The sequence below is a fragment of the Pseudomonas sp. JAI120 genome, from assembly GCF_014207255.1.
Lineage (GTDB): Bacteria > Pseudomonadota > Gammaproteobacteria > Pseudomonadales > Pseudomonadaceae > Aquipseudomonas.
The window spans coordinates 1,005,140-1,024,453 of sequence record NZ_JACHCZ010000001.1 but is presented as its reverse complement, the minus strand read 5'-3'; the positions used below and the strand labels follow the sequence as shown (position 1 = coordinate 1,024,453).

Genomic DNA, 19,314 nt, shown 5'->3' with positions numbered 1-19,314 from the left:
ATGCCAGACACCGTCTCCATCGACGACCGTGAATTCGGTCAGTTCCAGACCTGGCTGTACCGCGCGGCCGGCATCAACCTGTCGCCGGCCAAGAAAGCCCTGGTGGCCGGACGCCTGTTCAAGCGCCTCAAGCACTATGAGCTGCACAGCTATGGTGAGTATTTCAAGTTGATCATGAATGGTGAGCGCAAGGGCGAACTGCAGGTTGCGCTGGATTTGCTGACCACCAACGAAACCTATTTTTTTCGCGAGCCTAAGCACTTCGACTTCCTGCGTCAGCAGGTGCTGCCCCATGCCGCGCCGGGCAAGGTGTTTCGCGTGTGGAGCGCGGCCAGTTCCTCGGGCGAAGAGCCCTACAGCCTGGCGATGACCCTGGCCGAGAGCCTTGGCAGCACGCCCTGGGAAGTGGTCGGCTCGGACATCAGTTCCCAAGTGCTGGCTAAGGCGCGCACTGGCCATTACTCCATGGAGCGCACCGAGACATTGCCCCAGCCGCTGCTGGCCAAGTACTGCCTCAAGGGCATTGGTCGCCAGGAGGGCACCTTGCTGATCGACAAGGCCTTGCGTAGCCGCGTCAATTTTGTCCAGGTCAACCTTAACGAAGCGCTGCCGGCCCTGGGTGAGTTCGAGGTGATCTTCCTGCGCAACGTGATGATTTATTTCGACCAGCAGACCAAGAGCCAGGTCATCGCGCGCCTGCTGCCGCTGCTCAAACCCGGCGGCTACTTGATCATCAGTCACTCGGAAAGCCTCCACGGCGTCAATGACACCCTGAAGCTGGTGGCACCGTCGATTTACCGCAAGCCATGAAAAAGCCTGCCGGTACGGCCGAAGTGGTATTAGCCCCTGGGCAGGTCAGCTTTGCGACGCAGTCGACGCGCCTGCGCACCTTGCTCGGTTCCTGCGTGGCGATCACCTTCTGGCACCCGCAACGGCTGATCGGCGGCATGTGTCACTTCATGCTGCCGGGGCGCCTGCGCGACCATCAGCCCCTGGATGGCAGGTATGCCGACGAAGCCCTGGAACTGTTGCTGCTCCACGCCAAGGTCAATGGCACGTATGCACAGGATTACCAGGTCAAGTTGTTCGGCGGCGGCAAGATGTTTCCCGAGCAGCAGCGCCGCCTGCCAACGCAGGACGTGGCCAGCCTGAATATTCGCGCAGCGCTGGCCCTGGCCGAGCACTATCACCTGCACCTGACAGCCCAGGACATGGGCAGTACCGGTTACCGCACGATCATGTTCGACCTGTGGAACGGCAACGTCTGGGTCCGGCACCAACCAATGGGAATAATTCAACAAGATGCCTACCAAAAAAATCAGTGTACTGCTGGTCGATGACTCGGCCGTGGTTCGCCAGGTACTGCTGGCGATCCTCAGCGATACGCCGGATATTCACGTCATGGGCGCCGCCTCCGACCCGATTTTCGCCATGGATAAACTCGCCCGGGAATGGCCGGATGTGATCGTGCTGGACGTGGAAATGCCGCGCATGGACGGCATCACCTTTCTCAAGAAAATCATGAGCGAGCGGCCGACACCGGTGGTGATCTGTTCCTCGCTGACCCAGAAAGGCGCCGAAACCTCCCTGCAGGCGCTGTCGGCGGGTGCTGTGGAAATCATCACCAAGCCCAGCACCGGGTTGAAGAGTTTCCTGATCGAGTCGGCGGCCGAGCTGGTGGCAGCGATCCGCGCCGCAGCGAATTCCAACGTCAGGAACCTGGGCAAGCGCAGCGCCAGCCCGGCACTGGTCCCGGCCAGCAAGCTCAGTGCGGATGCGATCCTGCCTGCCGCCAATGGCCATGCCATGGCACAGACCACCGAACGTATCATCGCCATCGGCACGTCTACCGGCGGCACCCAAGCGTTGGAGGCGGTACTGACGGCATTGCCGAGGGTGTGCCCAGGCATGGTGATCGTGCAGCACATGCCAGAAAAATTCACCGCTTCGTTTGCCGAACGCCTCAATAGCTTATGCGAGGTCGAGGTGCGCGAAGCGCGCAACAACGACCGCATCCTGCCTGGCCTGGCCCTGATCGCCCCTGGGGGCAAGCACCTGATGGTCACTCGCAGCGGCGCCTATTATCACGCGCAGGTCATTGATGGGCCGTTGGTCAACCGGCACCGGCCATCAGTGGATGTGCTGTTTCGCTCGGTGGCCAAGTTCGCCGGCAAGAACGCCACCGGCATCATCATGACCGGCATGGGCGACGACGGCGCGCGCGGGCTCAAGGAGATGCTCGAGGCCGGAGCCGCCACGGTGGCCCAGGACGAGGCCAGTTGCGTGGTGTTCGGCATGCCCAAGGAAGCTATCAAGCTCAACGCTGCCCAACGCATCATGGCGCTGGAGGATATCCACCAGGCGATCTTGTATAAGTGAAATCGAGCGCTGGCCTGTGTTCACTGTCCTTTGCTCTGCGCCAGAATCCGCGCCGTATCCCGCGCCGGCGGCAGCCCGAAGACGCGCGCATAGTCGCGGCTGAACTGGGTCGCGCTTTCATACCCCACTTCGAGCGCGGCCTTGGTCACGCTGCTCGCACTGGCCAACATCAACGTGCGCGCGTTTAACAGGCGCACGCGTTTCTGGTACTGCAACGGGCTCAAGTTGGTCACCGCCTTGAAGTGCCGGTGAAACGCCGAAACACTCATCGCTGCCTTCTGTGCCAAGGCCTCCACCCGGATCGGGGCGGCGTAGTCCCGGCGTATCCACTGGATCGCCTGGCTGACCCGCGCCATGGCGGTATCCGGCGCGGCGATTTCCCGCAGCATCCAACCATGGGGGCCTTGCAGCACGTGGTAGAGGATTTCCCGCTCATACACCGGTGCCAAGGCCGCGATGGCCACCGGGTCGCCCATCAGGCGCAGCATGCGCACCCAGGCGTCCATCAACGCAGGCGTCACCGCCGCCACTGAAAACCCCGCGTCCTGTTCACCGCGACCGCTGGGCGCGGGCAGATCATTGAGCAAGGTGGTGAGCACCGCCGGGTCCAGGGTCAGGCTGACCGCCAGGTACGGTTCGCCCGTACTCGTCGGGTTGACCACCCCCACGGCGGGCAACTCGATGGACATCACAAAATACGTCGCCGGGTCGTAGTGCAACGTGCGATCGCCCACGGTCAGGGATTTGCTGCCCTGCAGGATCAGGTTGATCATCGGGTCATACACCGCCGCGAGCATATGCTCGGGAATCGCGCCCTGGACCATCGCCACCCGCGGGATACCGGTCTCGGTGCGGCGGTTTTCGGCCTTGGCGGCCAGGGCTCGCAGTTCGATCAATTGAATATTCATGCTGGCCATGCTGTGCCTTCCTGCAGACCTTGCGCAAGCAAAAAGCAGAAACAGGCAGGATTGGAGTAGGAACGGCTGCGTCACGGGGTAGGGCGATGGCTATTGTGGTCACTCAACTTTTCGACAGTGGAGCAAGCCATGAGCGTTATCGTGATTACCGGAGGCAGCCGTGGCATCGGCGCCAGTACCGCCGAACTGTGTGGCCGCCAAGGTCACGGCGTGATCCTCACTTACAACCGCAACCCCGAGGCGGCACTCGCGGTGGTCCAGCGCATCGAATCGGCAGGCGGCAAGGCGGCGGCGCTGCAACTGGACGTCAGCGCTACCGGCACATTCGCAGCGTTCCGTGACGCCGTGGTGCAGACCCTGCGTAGCACCTGGGGTGCAAACACCCTGGGCGGGCTGGTCAACAATGCCGGCTATGGCCTGTTCAACCCGCTTGAAAGCGTGACCGAAGCGCAATTCGACGGCCTGTTCAACGTCCATCTCAAGGGCCCGTTCTTCCTCACCCAGACCCTGCTGCCGCTGCTGGAAGAACACGCCAGCATCGTCAACCTCACCAGCGCCACCACCCGCGTCGCTACCGCCGGTGTGGCGCCATATGCCGCCTTCAAGGGCGGCCTCGACGTACTCACCCGCTACATGGCCAAGGAATTCGGCGAGCGCCGTATCCGCGCCAACGCGGTGTCACCCGGCGCCATCCGCACCGAACTGGGCGGTGGCTTGAACGATGAGTTCGAAGCGCTGCTGGCCGGGCAAACCGCCCTGGGCCGTGTAGGCGAACCGGAAGACGTGGCACGGGTTATCGCCATGCTGCTGTCGGAAGAAGGCCGTTGGATCAATGCCCAGACAATTGAGGTCGCGGGCGGCTACATCATTTGAATCGCGAGGCTACCGCATGCTTGATCATCTCTTTCTTTCAGTCAGTGACATCCCGCGTTCCGTGGGTTTCTACACCGCCGCGCTGACGCCCCTGGGCATCACCGCTCGCCATGACTTCGATGGCAAGGACGGGCCTGCCGGTCACCCGGATCTCAAAGGTTTCGGTGCCCATGGCCGCATGTTTTTCTGGCTGCGCGAAGGTGTGGTCGATGGCCGCGCCGTGCATGTGGGGTTCGTCGCCAACAGCCGTGCCGAGGTGGAGGCCGCCTACGCCGCCGCTTTGGCCCATGGCGCCCGCGATAACGGCGCACCCGGAGCACGCTTGCACTACGACCCCAATTACTACGCCGCCAACGTACTGGACCCGGACGGGTACAGCCTCGAATTCGTCTACAAGAACTGGCAGCACACCCTATGAAGACTTTGATGATCTACGGCGCCACCGGCTACACCGGACGCATGGCCGCCGAACACGCCAAGAAACTGGGCCTGGCCCTGGTGATCGCCGGGCGCAATGCCGAACGGCTGGCGCCACTCGCCGCTCAACTCGAGGTGCAATACCGTGTCTTCTCTGCGCAGGCGCCCAGCGCTGACGCCTTGGACGGTATAGATGTGCTGCTCAATTTCGCCGGGCCCTTCGCGCACACGGCGGGCACCTTGATGCAGGCCTGTATCAAGGCCGGGGTCGACTACCTGGATATCACCGCCGAGATCAACGTCTATCGCTTGGCCGAGCAACTCGGCAGCGACGCCGCCGCAGCCGGCGTCATGTTGCTGCCCGGTGTCGGCTGGGACGTCGTGCCCACCGACTGCCTGGCCATGCATGTCGCCCAGCGCGTGCGGCAGCCCCAATCGTTGCGCATCGCCCTGCAAGTTCCGGGCTCGATGTCTCGAGGCTCGGCGCTGAGCGTGGGCGAAATCATCGGCGCGGGCGTTATGGCAAGGGTCGACGGCCAACTGATCACGACCCCGGACGCACAGCCACAGTTACTCGACTTCGGCGATGGCCCGGTGCTGTGCGCGCCGCTGTCCTTCGGCGACCTGGTGACCGCCTGGCATTCCACCGCGATCGCGGATATCGCGATGTTCGTGCACATCAGTGGCGACGCCTTCCCCGAAGGTGACCTGTCACAACTGCCCGACGGCCCCACACAGGTCGAGCGTGACGCCCATCGCGCCCGCGCCATCGCCGAAGTGACCGGCGCGGATGGCAGCGTGGCGCGCTCGGTCATCGAGACCGTCAATGGCTACAGCTACACGCCCCTCGCCGCAGTAGAAGCCGCGCGGCGGGTGCTTGGCGGTGAGCGCCGCAGCGGTTTTGAAAGCCCTGCACACCTGTTTGGCGTGGGCTTTGCCCAGACGATTGCAGGCACGCGCATCAGCGATTTTTAATTTCCAGGCAGTACCGGTGGGGGGCTAGACCTTGAACCTCGCCGCGTCCTTGATCGGTGGCAGGCCAAACAGTCGTGCGTATTCGCGGCTGAACTGCGAGGCGCTTTCATAGCCCACCTGGAACGCGATAGACGCTGCATCCAGGCTGTCGAACAGCAGCAACCAGCGCGCCCGCAACAGGCGCAAGCGCTTCTGGTACTGAATCGGCGTCATCGCGGTCGCGGCCTTGAAGTGCCGATAGAACGCCGCGACGCTCATGTCGGTCATGGCCGCCAGCGGTTCCACGCGAAAGGGTTCGGTGTAGTGCTCGCGAATCCACGCGGTGGCTCGCCGGATCTGCGCCAGGCGCCCTTCGGGGCGGGCCATTTGCACCAGGGTTGAGCGCAACGGGCCCTGCAATACGCGAAACACAATCTCCCGTTCGATCAGGGGGGCCAGCACAGCCGCTTCGCTGGGCCGATCCATCAGGCGCAGCATGCGCAGCCAGGCATCCAGCAATTCGTCGGTGGCCTGCACCGCCGCGAACCGGTGCGCGCCCCGGCTTTCGTCGGGGGGGACTTCATCCGCCAGCACGGCCGCGATCACCGCAGGCTCCAGGGTCAGGCTGAGTGCCAGGTAGGACAGGCCGGGTGCACCGGCGTGGACCTGGCCGGTGGCGGGTACCTCCACCGGCACCACAAAATAGCTGGACGGCCCGCACGTCGAGATCTGATCGCCAATCGAGAGGGTTTTCGAGCCTTGCAGCACCAGGTGCACCATCGGCGGGTACAACTGATCTGCGCAGGCTTCGGCCTGGACCATGGCGACGCGGGGCAGGCCGGTGTCGGTCCAGGTGTTTTCTGCGCGCATCACCAGACGGCGCAGTTCATTCAGGTTGTCGTTCATGGCGCTGACCATGAGCCGTGCCGGAGCGCAAAGCAAGCCACGTGCGAAGAATAGGCAAGCATGGGAGAGAAACCGGCAACCGCCGTTTCAGGCCTTGCCCGAATACTGGGGGTCAGCACTATCACTCAACCTGGGAAAACAGCTATGACACTCAATGGAAAAATCGCAGTCGTGACTGGCGCCTCCAAAGGCATTGGTGCCGGTATCGCCAAGGCCCTGGCAGCAACAGGGGCGACGGTGGTGGTCAATTACGCCAACAGCAAATCTGACGCCGATGCGGTGGTCGCCCATATTCGCGCCCACGGTGGCACTGCGTTCGGCGTGCGAGCCGACATGAGCCAGGCTGCCGATGTGACACGCCTGTTCGACACGGTGCGCAGCGAATACGGCAGGCTCGACATCCTGGTCAACAACGCGGGCGTGGCGGTGTTCCAGATGATTGAAGACCTGACTGAAGAGGCCTTTCACAAGCAGTTCAACCTCAATGTACTGGGCTACCTGCTGGCGGTACGTGAGGCGGTCAAGTTGCTGGGGCAGGGCGGCAGTATCATCAATATCAGCTCGATCCTCAGCACCGACCCGTACCTCGCCTCCAGCGTCTATTCGGCCACCAAGGGGGCGGTGGATACCCTGACGTTTGCCCTGGCCCGTGAGTTGGGACCGCGCGGTATTCGCGTCAATTCGATCCTGCCTGGCCATACCCATACGCCTGCCACCGAAGGCAACTTCGCTGGCGAATTTGGTCAGTCGCTGATTGCCGGCACGCCGCTGGGGCGTTTCGGCGAGCCCGAGGACATTGCACCGCTGGCCGTATTCCTGGCCTCCGAGGCGGCGCATTGGGTCACAGGTGAGTCGATCCGTGCCTCGGGCGGCGTACGTGGCGTGGGCTACTGACGACCACTGATCCGCACCCGCATAACCCCGATTGAATTTTTCGCATGCCCGCAGGCTCTGCACTTTTAGACGCGTGTGGTGTTGAGCGCGCTTGCGGGGCCTCCTTGTCGGGAGGCCTGGTTGTATCGGACTTTGCGGAAACTGCCATCATGACGCTTCTTACAGCGCTGTCGGGCCAGCCGGCCTCCATCACCCAGCTGGGTCAGTACCAGCGGTTGTACCAACAACTGTATGGCGAAACCGCCGGCGCTGAAGAGGCCGCGCGGGCATTTGTCCGCGCGCAATTGGCGCAGGTGCGCGACGCAGCCGGTGAGCTGCCCCAGATACCTGAACAACTGCCTGCCTGGATCGAACAGCGCTGCGCCGACGTCGCCCAGGCCTATGCCGATTACCTTGAGCAACGCCAGCAGGGCCAGCCGCGTCGTTACTTCCAGAACAAGGCCCATGCGTTGTATTTCCTGCAGCGCGTGGCGCCGACCAAACAGGTCGACGGTGCCTGGCTCAATGGTCTGCTGCGCTATTGGCACGACCCGCGCTTCGACGGCCTGCTCACCACCTACCTCGAGGAGTTGGGTGACGGGGAAGCGGCGCAAAATCATGTGGTGATCTACCGCAAATTACTCAGCGAGCATGATGCCGACAGCGATGCCGGCCTTGAGGATGACCACTACCTGCAAGGCGCCCTGCAACTGGCGCTGGGCCTGTGTGCCGAAGACTTCCTGCCGGAGATCATCGGCTTCAACCTCGGCTATGAGCAGTTGCCGTTGCACCTGCTGATCACGGCGTATGAGTTGAGCGAACTGGGCATCGACCCGTATTACTTCACCCTCCACGTCACCATCGACAATGCGAGCAGCGGACATGCCTGCAAGGCGGCGCAGTCGGTGTTGAACCTGTTGCCATTGGGCGAGGGCAGGGAGGACTTCTACCGTCGCGTGGCCGAGGGGTATCGCCTGAATGACCTCGGCCCAGGAACCACCGCCGTTATCCACGACTTCAACCTGAATAACGAAGTGGTCGGCATGCTTGAGCGCAAGCGCACTTTCGGCCAGCACATGCATTCGGATTACTGCCGCTTCGAAGGCAAGACTGTCAACCAATGGCTGGCTCGGCAGGGGCAGATCGGCGCCTTTCTCCAGGCCCTGGAAGACAAGGGCTGGATCAAGCGCAACCAGGATCCGGCCGAGAGTCGCTTCTGGCAATTGATCGAAGGCGCCGGTGCGGCGATGTTCGGCGTGTTCAGCGGCTATGAGAAACAGGTGCTGCACGACTGGATCGCGGGCGATTGGATCAGCGATCAACGCGTGGCCCCGGTACGGCCCGGACGCGGCAGCCGTTCCGCGCGCGCGCAGCATCGCCCGTCCGATCCGGACACCCAGGCGCTGGTGGATTCGCTGTGGAACCTGCCCGATGAGCAGCAGCTCAATGCGCTGATCCCGTGGCTGTCGGCGCGACGTCACTGCATGCCTGCCGGGTTGTATGCCACTCGCCGTTTTATCCAACTGCGTGCGCGCCTGCGCTGAGGAGTTTGTCCATGTCTGCACAACAACTCGCCGACCGCGCCCTGCTGAACCTGGGGCGGGGGTTGAAGGAAAATGGCTACCGGTTCATCACACCAACGCCCTTGACCCATGAACGGTTTTTTCAGCGTATGGGGACGCCGCTGGCGAGGGACCTGCGCGATGTATTTGGATGGTCGCTGCCGTTTGACCGCGCGCTATTGCCCGATGCGTTTCGTGAGGAGCTGCAGCAGGCCGATGTGGTCGAAAAACACGATGCGCTGTGGCGCAGTGCGGTGCGTTGGTCGAGCCTGGACGACCTGCTGTTTGCCCACTCGGCGTACCCCACCACGCAAGCGGACGCGGTGTTTTTCGGGCCTGACAGCTATCGATTTGCCCAACTGATCGAAGACCATTTGCAACAGCGCTTCGAGCCGATCAAGCGCGCCGTGGACATTGGCTGCGGTGCCGGTGTAGGCGCATTGGTGATCGCCCGGGCGCGCCCTGACGCCGAGGTGCTGGCGGTGGACATCAACCCGCGCGCGTTGCGCCTGACGGCGGTGAATGCCGAGCTGGCCGGGTTGGCGAACGTCACCGCGTACCACAGCGATGTGCTCGGCAGCGTCGAAGGAACATTCGACCTGATCGTCGCCAACCCGCCCTACATGAATGATGACCGCCAGCGTGCCTACCGGCATGGCGGCGGCGCACTGGGCGAGCAACTGTCGGTGCGCATCGCCGGCGAGGCCGTTAGGCGCCTGGCCCTGGGCGGCAGCCTGGTGCTCTACACCGGCGTGGCGATTGTCGCCGGGGAAGACCCGTTCCTGGCCGCCGTCAAGCCGTTGCTGGGCAGCGATGCCTTTGGTTGGACCTACCGCGAACTCGACCCTGATGTGTTCGGCGAAGAACTGGCCAAGCCCGGCTATGAGCGTGTGGAGCGGATCGCCGTGGTGGCACTCACCGTCACCCGTTTGCGCTGACGGTTATGTTCAGGCCGTGGCTTGTGGCTGCAGGTGCAACTCGCCGTCCACATCCTTGACCAACCCACTGGCCAGAAACAGCGGCGCCAGGCGCTTGTGCAATTGCGGCTCGACAAACTCCTTCACCGTCTCCAGCGTCAGTGCGCCAGTCGAAGGCAGCTCGGCCTTGGTGTACGACAACCAGGCCTTTTTCAGTGCCATCAACACATCACTGCCAGCCGTGGAGGCAAAGCGGCGCTGGCTCGGTTTGCCGTCGAAGCTGAACGTGTGCTGGAACGCGTAGCCACTCTCATCGCCGCCGCTGGCGGTGCAACGTATGCAGGTGCACGGGCCGTCGCCGAAAGCGCTGCGCAGGTAGCTGTTGAAGTCCACCACGGGTTTGAGTGACAGGCGCTTATCCACCTCGAACAGGTCCCCGGTCATTTTTTCGTCAGTGTTCAACGTGCATGTCCTCGCAGTGTGCGGCTGTTTTTTCAAAGCGCGGCACAATAACAGCCACGCGTCGTTTTGGGGGTATTTGCATAACAATAGACTCCGATATTCTTTTGCTGTCTAAAAAACCGCCGCTACAGACCTACCCGGCGTTCTACGCCGCGCTGGCCGAAGCCGAGCAGATCATCAAGGCCGAAAAACCCGCAGCGGCCAAGGCGTATATCCGCGTAGAGCAGTCGAAGCTGCCGTTGGACCTGGTGGAGAAAATCGTCCAGGACCCGGAATCGACTTCACCATCGTGCCGCAGCGTACCTCTATCTATGCCGATAAATTGCAGGAATTGGGCGTACTGAAAAACAAGGCGGCGAGCTGGAAGGACTACTTCTTTGAAGAGGCCCATGGCGGTGACGGCAGCTGAACGTCGATCCCCATTGGAAATACGGTCAACATTGTGGGAGGGGGCTTGCCCTAATACCGGTCAGTTAAGGAGGAACACTGTAACTGTGGCGAGCGGGCTTGCCCCGCGTTGGGCTGCGAAGCAGCCCCAAAACCAGCCTCCACCGAGTGTCTGATACACCGCGTTCTTCCTTACTGGGGCTGCTACGCAGCCCAACGCGGGACAAGCCCGCTCGCCACAGTTGCCCTATCTGCCGGGCGTTCAGCGTTTGAAGTGTCAGCGGAAGAACTCACCCGGTGTGGCATCGAACTGCTGCCGAAACGCGTTGATAAACGCCGAGGTGGACTCATAGCCACAGTTCAACGCCACATCCGTCACCCGCTCGCCTTGCTCCAGGGCGGGCAGGGCGCTCAATAGCCTTAAACGCTGGCGCCAGGCCCGAAACGTCAGGCCCGTGTCACGCAAGAACAACCGGCTCAGGGTCTTCTCGCTGACCCCCAGCTTCTGGCTCCAGTGCCCGAGGGTGGTCTGCTGTTCCGGGTGCAGGTTCAGGCTGCGGTAGATTTGCCGCAGGCGCGGGTCCAGCGGCAAGGGCAGCATCAGGTCCACCTGGGGCGCTGCCGCTAACTGGTCCAGCACCACCTGGGCCAAGCGCCCATCCGGGCCATCCTCGGCGTATTCCACCGGCAACTCGCTGAAACTGCGGATCAACTCGCGCAGCAGGCTGCTCACTTCCAGCACCTGGCAGCGCTCGGCGGCCCACGCAGTGACGCTGCAATCAAGGTACAGGCTGCGCATCTCGGTATGGGGCGAGCTGTACACCCGATGCGGCATGCCCGCCGGGATCCACACCGCCCGCTGGGGAGGAGCGACGAAGCGGCCGGCGCTGGTCTGGATCTCCAGCACCCCGGAAATCGCGTAGGACAATTGCACCCACGGGTGGCTGTGCCGACGGGTCAGCGCGCGGTTGGGCAGCGATTCAGTGCGCCCATACAACGGCCGTGGCAGGCTGGCGAGCCCAGGCACACTGCGGCGCACGGTATTGGCATGTCCTTTAGGCGGCATTTACTGGCTCATTGGCGTTAGTCGGTAACAAGCCGTTACGTTAGAGTCGCAATGACGCTCTTGGCAACCCCCGGAAGATTCGCTTATGACTCGCCCCCGTTTTCTGCCCGACAACTTCACCCTGACCCTGATCGCCACGGTGATCCTAGCTTCCCTGCTGCCCGCCAGCGGCCAGACCGCCGTGGCCTTCGGCTGGGTCACCAACCTGGCCATCGCGCTGCTGTTTTTCCTGCACGGCGCCAAGCTGTCGCGCCAGGCCATCGTCGCCGGCGCTGGTCACTGGCGCCTGCACCTGCTGGTGTTCAGCCTGACCTTTGTGCTGTTCCCGCTGTTGGGCCTGGCGCTCAAACCGGTGTTGTCGCCGCTGATCGGCAAAGACCTGTACATGGGCATGCTCTACCTCTGCGCCTTGCCGGCCACGGTGCAGTCGGCGATTGCCTTCACTTCGCTGGCGCGGGGCAACATCCCGGCGGCGATTTGCAGCGCGGCGGCCTCCAGCCTGTTCGGCATCTTCCTCACACCGTTGCTGGTGACGCTGTTGCTCAATGTGCACGGCGAAGGCAGCTCTACCGTCGATGCGATCCTGAAAATCAGCGTGCAGTTGCTGCTGCCGTTTATCGCCGGGCAGATTGCCCGCCGCTGGATCGGCGCGTGGGTGGGGCGCAATAAAGCCTGGCTGAAGTTCGTCGACCAGGGCTCGATCCTGCTGGTGGTGTACGGCGCATTCAGCGAAGCGGTCAATGAGGGCATCTGGCACCAGATCCCGCTGTGGGAACTCGGCGGTCTGGTGGTCGCCTGCTGCGTGTTGCTGGCACTGGTGCTCGTCGCATCCACGTTGTTGGGCAAGGCCTTTGGCTTTAACCAGGAAGACCGCATCACCATCCTGTTCTGCGGCTCGAAGAAAAGCCTGGCCACCGGGGTGCCAATGGCCCAGGTGCTGTTCGCCGGGGCGAGCATGGGCGTGCTGATTTTGCCGTTGATGCTCTTTCACCAGATCCAGTTGATGGTCTGTGCGGCCTTGGCGCAGCGTTATGCCAACCGGCCGGAAAGCATTCCGGCGCTGATGGGGCAGGTGGATCCGTGATCTATCACCCAGGGGCAGCATCGTCGAGCCAGGTTGTGCGACAAATGCGCGCAGTGGCCCGGAGCAGCGCTATGTGCGGGTGGATGGCGCTGGCCAGCCGATTCTGGCAGGGAACCACTTGGCGACTGTGACCCTACCGTGACAAAACTGAGGGTATTTTGAGGGGGATGAGCGTCAACAGGCGACCGAGAAACCTATAGAATGCCAGGCGGCGGCGCTTGTCCTGGGTGGCCGCTTGATCATCGCCAGAGTACCTCGCCCTTCAATGAGCCATTCAGCCGCAACCCCCCAAGCCAACTGGCAACCGGTCATCGCCCTGGCGTTGGCCGCCTTTGTGTTCAACACCACCGAATTCGTCCCCGTCGGCCTGCTCAGCGCCATTGGCGCCAGCTTCGACATGCCCGTGTCCAGCGTCGGCCTGATGCTCACCATCTATGCCTGGATCGTGTCCCTGACCTCGCTGCCGGTGATGCTGCTGACGCGTAACGTCGAGCGGCGCAAGTTGCTGATCGTGCTGTTCTGCATGTTTATCGCCAGCCATATTCTCTCCAGCGTGGCCACCAGTTTCGGCCTGTTGATGGTCAGTCGCGTCGGTATTGCCTTGTCCCATGCGCTGTTCTGGTCGATCACCGCCTCCCTGGCGGTACGCCTGGCGCCGGAAGGCAAGCAGGTGCAAGCCCTCGGCCTGCTCGCCACCGGCACGTCCCTGGCGATGGTGCTGGGCATCCCCTTGGGCCGTCTGCTCGGCGAAGCCATGGGCTGGCGCACCACGTTCCTGGTGATCGGCGCGTTCGCCGCCGCCCTGGTGTTCTGGCTGGCGCGCACCTTGCCCTTGCTGCCGAGCCAGAACTCCGGCTCCCTGCGCAGCCTGCCATTGCTGTTCAAGCGTCCGGCGCTGGTGGCGCTGTACGTGCTCACCGCCATGACCGTGACCGCGCAATTCACTGCCTACAGCTACATCGAACCCTTCGTCGAAGGCGTGGCCGGCATGAGCGGCAGCGCGGTGACCCTGATCCTGCTGGTGTTCGGCGGCGCGGGCATCATCGGCTCGCTGCTGTTCAGCCTGGTGCACCGCTTCAATCCCCACCTGTTCGTGGTCGGCGCGGTGTTTATCCTGGCTGCGTGCCTGGCGCTGATGCTGCCGTTGAGCGGCGCCGAGTCGTACCTGGTGATCCTCAGCGTGTTCTGGGGCATGGCGATCATGGGCTTCGGCCTCGCCATGCAGTCCAAGGTGCTGGTGCTGGCCCCGGACGCCACCGACGTGGCCATGGCGATGTTCTCCGGTATCTACAACATCGGCATCGGCGGCGGCGCCCTGATGGGCAGCTGGGTCGGCAGCCAGTTTGGCTTCGCCTGGGTCGGCGCGGCGGGCGGGTTGCTGGCGGCGCTGGCGTTGATCGGGTATTGCCTGGCGATTCGCAAGTTTGGGACCGGAGTTGTGCAGGACTGACGTGCGAAGCGCCGCAGATTAAATAGAACCAGACAAGTCTTACAGGGCCCCTCAATGCCCATTGCTACCGTCGCCCAGGACCGCCCACAGCCTGTGGTGACGGCGCTTGAACAGCAATGGAGTCGACTGTGCAAAAACGTTTGACCGCAGAGTTTCTGGGTACCTTCTGGCTGACCTTCGGGGGATGTGGCAGTGCCATTCTGGCGGCCGCATTTCCTGGGTTGGGCATCGGTTTCGCAGGGGTTTCCCTGGCATTCGGGCTCACCGTGCTGACCATGTCCTATGCCGTGGGTGGCATCTCCGGGGGGCATTTCAATCCGGCCGTCACCATCGGCCTGTGGGTAGGGCGTCGCATGTGCGGTGGGGATGTGCTGCCCTACATCGCGGCGCAGGTCATTGGCGCGCTGGCTGCCGCTGCGGCGCTGTACGTGATCGCCACCGGCCAGCCCGGTTTCGACATGGGGGGCTTTGCCGCCAACGGCTACGGCGAACTGAGTCCGGGCCTGTTCGATATGAAGGCGGCGTTGCTGGCCGAAGTCATCGCCACGTTCTTCTTTGTGCTGATCATCATGCGCGTCACCGCACCGGGCGCGGCCGCCGGTTTTGCGCCGATTGCCATCGGCCTGGCACTGACCCTGATTCACCTGATCCTGATCCCGGTGACCAACACCTCGGTCAACCCTGCGCGCAGCACCGGGCCGGCGTTGTTTGCCGGCGGTGAGTACATTGCGCAGCTGTGGTTGTTCTGGCTGGCGCCGATAGTGGGCGGGGTGCTGGGGGCGTGGGTGGCGCGTTGCCTGACGGTGAATGCGCCACAGGGCTGACGTCGGGGTCAGGCCACCGGAATCAGCGGGTCAGCCGCCGCCAGGGCGGTGGCCCGTTCGGCGGCTGGCGGGTAGATCCACACCGTGTTGATCTGCTGCTTGAGCTCCTTGGCTTCCTGGCACACCAGCTTGAGTTGACGATCCCAGCCCTCGGTATACACCGCGCCCCAGGCCCCGAGGTCGAGGCAGGTGACGTATTTGGGCTGGCTGTAGGTCATCGGGGCTACACCGATCAGGTCGGCGGCGACGTTGTTGCCGGCGTAGCGACCCAGGGCGATGGCGTGCTGGCAGGACATGCTGGCGAAGTGACCGAGGTCGTCGGTGGCGGCGTAGGCCACATCACCGGCGGCAAAGACATCGGCCTGGCCCTTCACCTTGAGGTTGCCGTCCACATGCAGGCGGCCCTGGGGGTCAAGGGTGCCGCTGACCTGCTCGGTCAGCGGGTTGGCGCGAAAGCCGATGGTCCAGATCACGGTGCTGGACTCGATGCGCTGCCCATCGGCCAGGGTCACGCCGCCGGCATCCACCGCGGCCACGGAGGTGTTCAATCGCCATTCGAGGCCCAGGTGTTGGCTGGCTTCGACGATGGACGGGCGAATGCCATCGCCCATGGATGCCCCGATCTGCGGGCCACGGTCCACTACGATCACACGGATAGTGGCGTCGTCACCCAGTGCTGCGCGCAGGCGTGCCGGCATCTCGGTGGCGGTCTCGATCCCGGTAAACCCGCCGCCGGCCACCACCACGGTGTTGCGTGCCGGGCTGTCGGGCAGGTTTTTCAAACCCTTGAGATGGGCTTCGAGGCGCGTGGCGTCTTCGATCTGGTCCACATCGAACACGTGCTGGAGGCCTTCCATCTGCGGGCGATTGAGACGACTGCCAGCAGCCAGCACCAGGCGATCGTACTTGAGGGTGGTGGGGATGCCCGCCGCGTTGCGGTAGCTCACCTGCTTGCCGTGTTCATCGATGCGGTCGGCGGCGCCCTCGATGAAGTCCACGCCGACTGCCGCAAACAATGGGCCCAGCGGTGCCTGCATGGCATGCACGTCGGCTTCGTAGAAACGTGGGCGAATACGTAGCGCCGGCTGTGGGGCCAGGACGCTGATCTGCACGTCATGGCGATCATGTTTATCCAGCAGGCGCGCGGCGCTCAAGGCGCTCCAGACACCGCCGAACCCGGCGCCGATGATAAGGATGTGCTGCTTCATGGGGATGCTCCAGGGACCAGGTCGATACGATTGCTCAAGGCGCAATGCGTTACCGGCCTACTCTAAGAGCGCCGCGGTTTGGCGGGTAGGACAGAAAACCCTGAATAACTGCCAAGCGGCCTGCCGTCAGCGGGAAAAGCGCGCGCGGTAGTCGCGAGGGGAAATCGCAAGGTGGCGATGGAAGGTGTAGCGCATGCGTTCTTCATCGCCAAAGCCACACAGGTGCGCCACCTGGTCGATGTTGCGCTGGGAGTCTTCCAGCAGGCGCCGCGCCGCCTCCACGCGAAACAACTCGATGGCCTTGGCCGGGGTGCGCCCGGTTTTTTGTTTGTAGACCCGGGCGAAGTTGCGTGGGCTCATGCGGCTTTGTTCCGCCAGGCGCTCCACCGTAAGCTCGCGGTCGCTGAGGTTGTCGGTGATCCACAGGTGCAAGGCATCGAAACCGGCAGTGTCGTCGGTCTGGGCTTGCAGCAGTTGGCTGAACTGGGCCTGGCCGCCGGGCCTTTTGAGAAACACCACCAGTTCCCGCGCCACTTGCAGGGCGATGTGACGCCCGCAATCGGCCTCTACCAACGCCAGCGCAAGGTCGATGCCGGCACTTACGCCTGCCGACGTCCACACATTGCCTTGCTGGACAAAGATCGCGTCCATGTCCACATCGATGCTGGGAAACCCGCGCTTGAGCATGTCGCACATCGCCCAGTGCGTGGCAGCACGTCGGCCCTGGAGCAAGCCGGCCTGGGCCAGCAGGAAGGTACCGCTGCACACCGAGGCCGTGCGCCGGGCCCGAGTGGAGGCGTGACGCAGCCAGTCCACCAGGTCGGTGTTGGCGGCCAGCGCCTGTTGAATGGCGGGGGCGCCGGGTACGATCAAGGTGTCCAGGGCGGCGGGGTCAAATTGCGCCAATGGCAGGGTGTCGACGCTCAATCCTTCGGCCGTTGGCATCAAGCCGCCCGCCAGGCTGGCGGTGTGCACCACATAGCCCGGCAGGCCACGCTCGACCATGGCCTTGGTGGCAGCCCAGAACACGGTCTGGGCACCGGTCAGGTCGAGCAGGCCCATTTGCGGGTAGGCCAGGAACACCAAGGTGCGCGACTGGCCGAGCGGCTGGACGGGGGTCATAGCGCCGACAACACCGCCTCGAGTTTTTCCTGATCCCGCGCGAACTGTCGAATCCCTTCCGCAAGTTTCTCCGTGGCCATCGCATCTTCATTTGATGCCCAGCGGAACTGCGCTTCGTTCATTGGCTGGCGCGCTTCGCCTTCGGTCACCGGTACCAATTTGCGCGCCAGTGTGCCCTGGTCTTCGTCGAGCTTCTGCAGCAGCTCCGGGCTGATGGTCAGGCGATCGCACCCCGCCAGTTGTTCGATCTGGCTGAGGGTGCGGAAGCTCGCGCCCATCACCACGGTGTTGATCTGGTTGGCCTTGTAGTAGTTGTAGATGCGCGTCACAGATTGCACGCCCGGGTCATCAGCGCCGGTGTAGTCCAGGCCGGTGTTCTTGCGGTACCAGTCGTAGATGCGGCCCACGAACGGTGAGATCAGGAACACCCCGGCGTCGGCGCAGGCCTGGGCCTGGGCGAACGAGAACAGCAGGGTGAGGTTGGTCTGGATGCCGGCTTTTTCCAGGCGTTCGGCCGTGCGGATGCCTTCCCAGGTGGAGGCGAGCTTGATCAGCACGCGGTCGCGGCTGATACCGGCCTTGTCGTACAGGGCGATCAATTGGTTGGCCTTGGCCCACAGCGCGTCTTCATCGAAGGACAGGCGCGCGTCGACTTCGGTGGAGATACGCCCGGGAATGACTTTCAAAATGCCGGCACCCACTGACACCGCGAAGTGATCGCAGGCCAGGCCGACGTCGCCCTTGGCCAGGTTGACGGCATTGCGCAGCAGCTCGGCGTATTCCGGGATGGCGGCGGCCTTGAGCAGCAGCGACGGGTTGGTGGTGGCGTCCACCGGACGCAGGCGGCTGATGGCCTCGAGGTCGCCGGTGTCGCAGACCACGGTGGTGAATTGCTTGAGTTGTTCGAGCTTGGACGTCATGAGCGGCATTCTCCAAAAAAGGTTATTGGTTGAGGGCCTGTGCGGTGTCCAGGTCGGTGATCAGGATATCCAGGTAGCCGCCCTTGAGCGCGCCACGAATGGCCTGGACCTTGTTCAGCCCGCCGGCCAGGCCGAGCACGCGGTGGATACTGCGCAACTTGGGCAGCGCCACCGAGACCACGAATTCTTCATCTTCTTCCAGCACCGGCTTGCCCTGGGTATCGAAGTAGCGCAGGCAGATATCGCCGACGGCGCCACGCTCGGCCAGCAAACGCAGCATGTCTTCGGTGTAGTAGTTGCCGCTGTTGCGCAGCAGTTGCGAGGGTTCCAGGTCGCCGATGCCGACGATCGCCAGGGTGATACTGTCAAAGCGTTGCAGCACCTCCTTGACCTCTTCCATCTGCACGATGCGTTGCTTGCTTTCCACCGATTGCTCGATGCTTTGCGACGGCAGCAAATACGCCGGGCAGTTGAGCAGGGTGGCCAGGCGTTGGGTGAGGAGGGTGGCTTCAAACGCGCCTTTGTTGCCGACGCCGCCCAACAGTTGTACCACTTCCTGGGCGCCTTGTTTGCCCGGCTGGGCATGCAAGTGGCCGACCATGGCGCGAATGGTGCTGCTCCACGACGAAATACCGATATGATCCTGGGGCGACAGGCTGGTCTCCAGGTAATGCGCAGCCGCCGAGCCGATGGCTTGCTTGATGCTTTCATCGTTGCCGGGCTCGGTGGCTTCCACCACGATCACCTGGCGCACGTCGTAGCGGCGTTGCAATTGGGTTTCCAGCTCCAGGTGCAGGCCTTGCAGGCGCATCACGCTGATCTTCACCACGCCTTCCTGCAGCGCCCGGCGCAGGGCGCGACTGATAAAGGATTGGGACAGGTCCAGCTGGGCGGAAATCTCGGACTGCTTGAGCCCTTCTTCGTAATAGAGGCTCGCGATCTTGGTGATCAGGCGCTGTTCTTCGATCTGGCTCATGAAAGCCTCGGTTGTTG

Annotated in this window: 20 protein-coding genes and 1 pseudogene; 13 read left to right on the top strand and 8 right to left on the bottom strand. The window is 63.3% G+C overall.

Annotated features, from left to right (window positions below; genetic code table 11):
- The 3 genes from HDC32_RS04685 to HDC32_RS04675 are packed head-to-tail and all read left to right on the top strand — an operon-like array spanning position 1 to position 2,379.
- The gene (locus HDC32_RS04685) at positions 1-810 is read left to right on the top strand and encodes a protein-glutamate O-methyltransferase CheR (RefSeq protein ID WP_131699867.1); all 810 of its coding nucleotides are present in this window, start codon (positions 1-3) and stop codon (positions 808-810) included.
- On the top strand, positions 807-1,340 hold the full coding sequence (gene cheD, locus HDC32_RS04680) for a chemoreceptor glutamine deamidase CheD (RefSeq protein WP_131699868.1): 534 nt from the start codon (positions 807-809) through the stop codon (positions 1,338-1,340). The genes HDC32_RS04685 and cheD overlap by 4 nt, the downstream gene beginning before the upstream one ends.
- On the top strand, positions 1,303-2,379 hold the full coding sequence (locus tag HDC32_RS04675) for a chemotaxis response regulator protein-glutamate methylesterase (protein WP_131699869.1): 1,077 nt from the start codon (positions 1,303-1,305) through the stop codon (positions 2,377-2,379). Before cheD ends, HDC32_RS04675 begins: the two co-directional genes overlap by 38 nt.
- 20 nt (positions 2,380-2,399) lie before the next feature.
- Here HDC32_RS04675 and HDC32_RS04670 read toward each other — a convergent pair whose 3' ends face one another.
- A complete protein-coding gene (locus HDC32_RS04670; protein ID WP_184744098.1) occupies positions 2,400-3,287 on the bottom strand; it encodes an AraC family transcriptional regulator in 888 nt (295 codons plus the stop codon).
- 138 nt (positions 3,288-3,425) lie between these two features.
- Here HDC32_RS04670 and HDC32_RS04665 point away from each other — a divergent pair, with 138 nt between their 5' ends.
- The 3 genes from HDC32_RS04665 to HDC32_RS04655 are packed head-to-tail and all read left to right on the top strand — an operon-like array spanning position 3,426 to position 5,561.
- Entirely contained in the window at positions 3,426-4,169 is a 744-nt protein-coding gene (locus HDC32_RS04665; protein ID WP_131699870.1) for an SDR family NAD(P)-dependent oxidoreductase, read from the top strand.
- A 16-nt stretch (positions 4,170-4,185) separates the two neighbouring features.
- The gene (locus HDC32_RS04660; RefSeq protein ID WP_131699871.1) at positions 4,186-4,587 is read left to right on the top strand and encodes a VOC family protein; all 402 of its coding nucleotides are present in this window, start codon (positions 4,186-4,188) and stop codon (positions 4,585-4,587) included.
- Positions 4,584-5,561 carry a trans-acting enoyl reductase family protein gene (locus HDC32_RS04655; protein WP_184742730.1) on the top strand — a complete coding sequence of 326 codons (978 nt, stop codon included), beginning with the start codon at positions 4,584-4,586 and terminating at the stop codon, positions 5,559-5,561. The genes HDC32_RS04660 and HDC32_RS04655 overlap by 4 nt, the downstream gene beginning before the upstream one ends.
- Positions 5,562-5,585: 24 nt before the next feature.
- Here the strand turns inward: HDC32_RS04655 and HDC32_RS04650 are convergent, their stop codons facing one another.
- A complete protein-coding gene (locus HDC32_RS04650) occupies positions 5,586-6,446 on the bottom strand; it encodes an AraC family transcriptional regulator (RefSeq protein WP_184742728.1) in 861 nt (286 codons plus the stop codon).
- 144 nt (positions 6,447-6,590) lie between these two features.
- Between HDC32_RS04650 and HDC32_RS04645 the strand changes: the two genes are divergently transcribed.
- From HDC32_RS04645 to HDC32_RS04635, 3 genes are all read left to right on the top strand, one after another.
- The gene (locus tag HDC32_RS04645) at positions 6,591-7,340 is read left to right on the top strand and encodes a glucose 1-dehydrogenase (protein WP_131699873.1); all 750 of its coding nucleotides are present in this window, start codon (positions 6,591-6,593) and stop codon (positions 7,338-7,340) included.
- A gap of 149 nt (positions 7,341-7,489) precedes the next feature.
- On the top strand, positions 7,490-8,863 hold the full coding sequence (locus HDC32_RS04640) for an iron-containing redox enzyme family protein (RefSeq protein ID WP_184742726.1): 1,374 nt from the start codon (positions 7,490-7,492) through the stop codon (positions 8,861-8,863).
- An 11-nt stretch (positions 8,864-8,874) separates the two neighbouring features.
- A complete protein-coding gene (locus tag HDC32_RS04635) occupies positions 8,875-9,819 on the top strand; it encodes a class I SAM-dependent methyltransferase (RefSeq protein ID WP_184742724.1) in 945 nt (314 codons plus the stop codon).
- 9 nt (positions 9,820-9,828) lie between these two features.
- Here the strand turns inward: HDC32_RS04635 and HDC32_RS04630 are convergent, their stop codons facing one another.
- Positions 9,829-10,260, bottom strand: a complete 432-nt coding sequence (locus HDC32_RS04630; protein WP_184742722.1) for a hypothetical protein — start codon at positions 10,258-10,260, stop codon at positions 9,829-9,831.
- Between the two features lie 128 nt (positions 10,261-10,388).
- Between HDC32_RS04630 and HDC32_RS04625 the strand changes: the two are divergent.
- Positions 10,389-10,669 (top strand): annotated as a pseudogene (locus HDC32_RS04625) (sulfonate ABC transporter substrate-binding protein); the annotation flags it as partial.
- Positions 10,670-10,924: 255 nt separating this feature from the next.
- Here HDC32_RS04625 and HDC32_RS04620 read toward each other — a convergent pair.
- Positions 10,925-11,713, bottom strand: coding sequence for a helix-turn-helix domain-containing protein (locus HDC32_RS04620; protein WP_184742720.1), 789 nt, complete (start codon positions 11,711-11,713; stop codon positions 10,925-10,927).
- 85 nt (positions 11,714-11,798) lie between these two features.
- Between HDC32_RS04620 and HDC32_RS04615 the strand changes: the two genes are divergently transcribed.
- From HDC32_RS04615 to aqpZ, 3 genes are all read left to right on the top strand, one after another.
- Positions 11,799-12,797 carry a bile acid:sodium symporter family protein gene (locus tag HDC32_RS04615; RefSeq protein WP_145338440.1) on the top strand — a complete coding sequence of 333 codons (999 nt, stop codon included), beginning with the start codon at positions 11,799-11,801 and terminating at the stop codon, positions 12,795-12,797.
- 265 nt (positions 12,798-13,062) lie between these two features.
- Entirely contained in the window at positions 13,063-14,247 is a 1,185-nt protein-coding gene (locus HDC32_RS04610; RefSeq protein ID WP_184742718.1) for a sugar transporter, read from the top strand.
- A gap of 128 nt (positions 14,248-14,375) precedes the next feature.
- Positions 14,376-15,071 carry an aquaporin Z gene (gene aqpZ, locus HDC32_RS04605; protein ID WP_409438468.1) on the top strand — a complete coding sequence of 232 codons (696 nt, stop codon included), beginning with the start codon at positions 14,376-14,378 and terminating at the stop codon, positions 15,069-15,071.
- Between the two features lie 8 nt (positions 15,072-15,079).
- Here the strand turns inward: aqpZ and HDC32_RS04600 are convergent, their stop codons facing one another.
- The 4 genes from HDC32_RS04600 to HDC32_RS04585 all read right to left on the bottom strand — a co-directional run bounded on the left by HDC32_RS04600 (position 15,080) and on the right by HDC32_RS04585 (position 19,297).
- Complete coding sequence (locus HDC32_RS04600; RefSeq protein WP_184742716.1) at positions 15,080-16,279, bottom strand: NAD(P)/FAD-dependent oxidoreductase; 1,200 nt, start codon at positions 16,277-16,279, stop codon at positions 15,080-15,082.
- 126 nt (positions 16,280-16,405) lie between these two features.
- The gene (locus HDC32_RS04595; RefSeq protein ID WP_167656930.1) at positions 16,406-17,401 is read right to left on the bottom strand and encodes a GlxA family transcriptional regulator; all 996 of its coding nucleotides are present in this window, start codon (positions 17,399-17,401) and stop codon (positions 16,406-16,408) included.
- Complete coding sequence (tal, locus tag HDC32_RS04590; RefSeq protein WP_065941825.1) at positions 17,398-18,321, bottom strand: transaldolase; 924 nt, start codon at positions 18,319-18,321, stop codon at positions 17,398-17,400. The genes HDC32_RS04595 and tal overlap by 4 nt, the downstream gene beginning before the upstream one ends.
- A gap of 22 nt (positions 18,322-18,343) precedes the next feature.
- Positions 18,344-19,297: a sugar-binding transcriptional regulator gene (locus HDC32_RS04585; protein ID WP_184742714.1), complete on the bottom strand. Its 954-nt coding sequence runs from the start codon at positions 19,295-19,297 to the stop codon at positions 18,344-18,346.
- Positions 19,298-19,314: the final 17 nt, after the last annotated feature.

Bases quoted from the DNA above. Each gene is read 5' to 3' on its own strand.
- HDC32_RS04640 (WP_184742726.1), top strand. From the start codon at position 7,490: ATGACGCTTCTTACAGCGCTGTCGGGCCAGCCGGCCTCCATCACCCAG.
- HDC32_RS04610 (WP_184742718.1), top strand. From the start codon at position 13,063: ATGAGCCATTCAGCCGCAACCCCCCAAGCCAACTGGCAACCGGTCATC.
- tal (WP_065941825.1), bottom strand. From the start codon at position 18,321: ATGACGTCCAAGCTCGAACAACTCAAGCAATTCACCACCGTGGTCTGC.
- cheD (WP_131699868.1), top strand. From the start codon at position 807: ATGAAAAAGCCTGCCGGTACGGCCGAAGTGGTATTAGCCCCTGGGCAG.
- HDC32_RS04620 (WP_184742720.1), bottom strand. From the start codon at position 11,713: ATGCCGCCTAAAGGACATGCCAATACCGTGCGCCGCAGTGTGCCTGGG.
- HDC32_RS04600 (WP_184742716.1), bottom strand. From the start codon at position 16,279: ATGAAGCAGCACATCCTTATCATCGGCGCCGGGTTCGGCGGTGTCTGG.
- HDC32_RS04585 (WP_184742714.1), bottom strand. From the start codon at position 19,297: ATGAGCCAGATCGAAGAACAGCGCCTGATCACCAAGATCGCGAGCCTC.
- HDC32_RS04595 (WP_167656930.1), bottom strand. From the start codon at position 17,401: ATGACCCCCGTCCAGCCGCTCGGCCAGTCGCGCACCTTGGTGTTCCTG.
- HDC32_RS04615 (WP_145338440.1), top strand. From the start codon at position 11,799: ATGACTCGCCCCCGTTTTCTGCCCGACAACTTCACCCTGACCCTGATC.
- HDC32_RS04670 (WP_184744098.1), bottom strand. From the start codon at position 3,287: ATGAATATTCAATTGATCGAACTGCGAGCCCTGGCCGCCAAGGCCGAA.
- HDC32_RS04665 (WP_131699870.1), top strand. From the start codon at position 3,426: ATGAGCGTTATCGTGATTACCGGAGGCAGCCGTGGCATCGGCGCCAGT.
- HDC32_RS04645 (WP_131699873.1), top strand. From the start codon at position 6,591: ATGACACTCAATGGAAAAATCGCAGTCGTGACTGGCGCCTCCAAAGGC.
- HDC32_RS04650 (WP_184742728.1), bottom strand. From the start codon at position 6,446: ATGAACGACAACCTGAATGAACTGCGCCGTCTGGTGATGCGCGCAGAA.
- HDC32_RS04675 (WP_131699869.1), top strand. From the start codon at position 1,303: ATGCCTACCAAAAAAATCAGTGTACTGCTGGTCGATGACTCGGCCGTG.
- HDC32_RS04660 (WP_131699871.1), top strand. From the start codon at position 4,186: ATGCTTGATCATCTCTTTCTTTCAGTCAGTGACATCCCGCGTTCCGTG.
- HDC32_RS04685 (WP_131699867.1), top strand. From the start codon at position 1: ATGCCAGACACCGTCTCCATCGACGACCGTGAATTCGGTCAGTTCCAG.
- HDC32_RS04635 (WP_184742724.1), top strand. From the start codon at position 8,875: ATGTCTGCACAACAACTCGCCGACCGCGCCCTGCTGAACCTGGGGCGG.
- HDC32_RS04655 (WP_184742730.1), top strand. From the start codon at position 4,584: ATGAAGACTTTGATGATCTACGGCGCCACCGGCTACACCGGACGCATG.